Below are 2,320 nucleotides of genomic sequence, written 5' to 3'. Positions count from 1 at the left end.
CCGGTGCCCGGTTGGCGCGTGAGGTCGCGGACGGTTTCGCGACGAGGGACCGGCCGCGCTGGGTGCTGGGTTCGGTCGGCCCGGGTACGAAGCTGCCGACCCTCGGGCACGCCCCGTATGCCGTGTTGCGGGACGGGTATGAGCTGAACGTGGCGGGTCTGATCGCCGGTGGCGCGGATGCGATTCTGGTGGAGACGACCCAGGACCTGCTGCAGACCAAGGCCTCGGTCGTCGGCGCCCGGCGCGCCATGAAGGCAGCCGGGATCGATCTGCCGCTCATCTGTTCCGTGACCGTCGAGACGACGGGGACGATGCTGCTGGGGTCGGAGATCGGTGCGGCGCTGACGGCGTTGGAGCCGTTGGGTATCGACATGATCGGCCTGAACTGCGCGACCGGGCCGGCGGAGATGAGCGAGCACCTGCGCTATCTGGCGCGGCATGCGCGTACCCAGGTGTCGTGCATGCCCAATGCGGGGCTGCCGGTGCTCACGTCGGACGGCGCGCATTATCCGCTGTCGCCGGAGGAGCTGGCGGACGCGCAGGAGACGTTCGTGCGGGAGTACGGGCTGTCGCTGGTGGGCGGCTGCTGCGGCACCACGCCCGAGCATCTGCGACAGGTCGTCGAGCGGGTCCGGGGCCTGGACCTGACGCCGCGCAGCCCGCGCCCGGAGCCGGGCGCCGCCTCGCTGTATCAGACGGTCCCCTTCCGGCAGGACACCTCCTACCTCGCGATCGGTGAGCGGACGAACGCCAACGGGTCGAAGAAGTTCCGTGAGGCCATGCTGGAGGGCCGCTGGGACGACTGTGTGGAGATGGCGCGCGACCAGATCCGCGAGGGCGCGCATCTGCTGGATCTGTGTGTGGACTATGTCGGGCGCGATGGTGTGGCGGACATGGCCGAGGTCGCGGGCCGCTTCGCGACCGCGTCGACGTTGCCGATCGTGCTGGACTCCACCGAAGTTCCCGTGCTGCGCGCCGGGCTGGAGAAGCTCGGCGGCCGGGCCGTCATCAACTCCGTCAACTACGAGGACGGCGACGGGCCGGAGTCCCGCTTCGCACAGGTCACCGCGCTGGCTGCTGAGCATGGTGCGGCGTTGATCGCGTTGACGATCGACGAGCAGGGCCAGGCGCGCACCCCGGAGCACAAGGTCGCCATCGCCGAGCGCCTCATCACGGATCTCACGACCAACTGGGGGATCTTGGAATCGGACATTCTCATCGACTGTCTGACGTTCACGATCGCCACGGGTCAGGAGGAGTCCCGCAAGGACGGCATTTCCACGATCGAGGCGATCCGCGAACTGAAGCGCCGTCACCCGCTGGTGCAGACGACGCTGGGGCTGTCGAATATCTCCTTCGGCCTGAACCCGGCCGCCCGCGTCGTGCTGAACTCCGTGTTCCTCAACGAGTGTGTGGATGCCGGCCTGGACTCGGCGATCGTGCACGCGAGCAAGATCGTGCCGATCGCGCGCATTCCCGAGGAGCAGCGGGAGATCGCGTTCGATCTGGTCTATGACCGGCGGCGTGAGGGGTATGACCCGTTGCAGGCCTTCCTGGAGGCTTTCGAGGGTGTGGACATGAAGTCGGTGAAGGCCGGCCGGGCGCAGGAGCTGGCCGCGCTGCCGCTCGATGAGCGGTTGCAGCGGCGGATCATCGATGGCGAGAAGAACGGCCTGCAGCAGGACCTGGATGAGGCCCTCACCATCCGGTCGGCGCTGGCGATCGTCAATGACACGTTGCTGGAAGGCATGAAGGTCGTCGGTGAGCTGTTCGGCTCGGGTCAGATGCAACTGCCGTTCGTGCTGCAGTCCGCCGAGGTGATGAAGACCGCCGTCGCCTACCTCGAACCGCACATGGAGAAGTCCGATGCGCAGGGCAAGGGCACGATCGTGCTGGCCACGGTGCGCGGTGACGTTCATGACATCGGTAAGAACCTCGTCGACATCATCTTGTCCAACAACGGCTACAACGTGGTGAACCTGGGCATCAAGCAGCCGGTCGCGGCGATCTTGGACGCGGCCACCGAGCACCGGGCCGACGTGATCGGGATGTCGGGGCTGCTGGTGAAGTCCACGGTGATCATGAAGGAGAACCTGCAGGAGCTCAACCAGCGCAAGATGGCCGCGGACTACCCCGTCATCCTGGGCGGAGCGGCCCTCACCCGCGCCTACGTCGAGCAGGACCTCCACGAGATCTACGAGGGCGAAGTGCGCTACGCCCGCGACGCGTTCGAGGGCCTGCGCCTGATGGACGCGCTGATCGCGGTCAAACGCGGCGTCCCGGGCGCGACCCTGCCCGAGCTCAAGCAGCGCCGGGTGCC

1 protein-coding gene is annotated in these 2,320 nt (G+C 67.5%); it reads left to right on the top strand.

Annotated elements, in window-relative coordinates:
* The coding region (gene metH / locus QMK24_RS41055) for a methionine synthase (protein WP_283472018.1) at positions 1–2,320 on the top strand (2,320 nt) is incomplete at both ends.

Origin of the sequence: Streptomyces sp. PH10-H1 (assembly GCF_030063355.1) — a bacterium.
Taxonomy (GTDB): domain Bacteria; phylum Actinomycetota; class Actinomycetes; order Streptomycetales; family Streptomycetaceae; genus Actinacidiphila.
The sequence above is the reverse complement of the archived record's forward strand: the minus strand, read 5'-3'. Positions and strand labels throughout refer to the sequence as shown.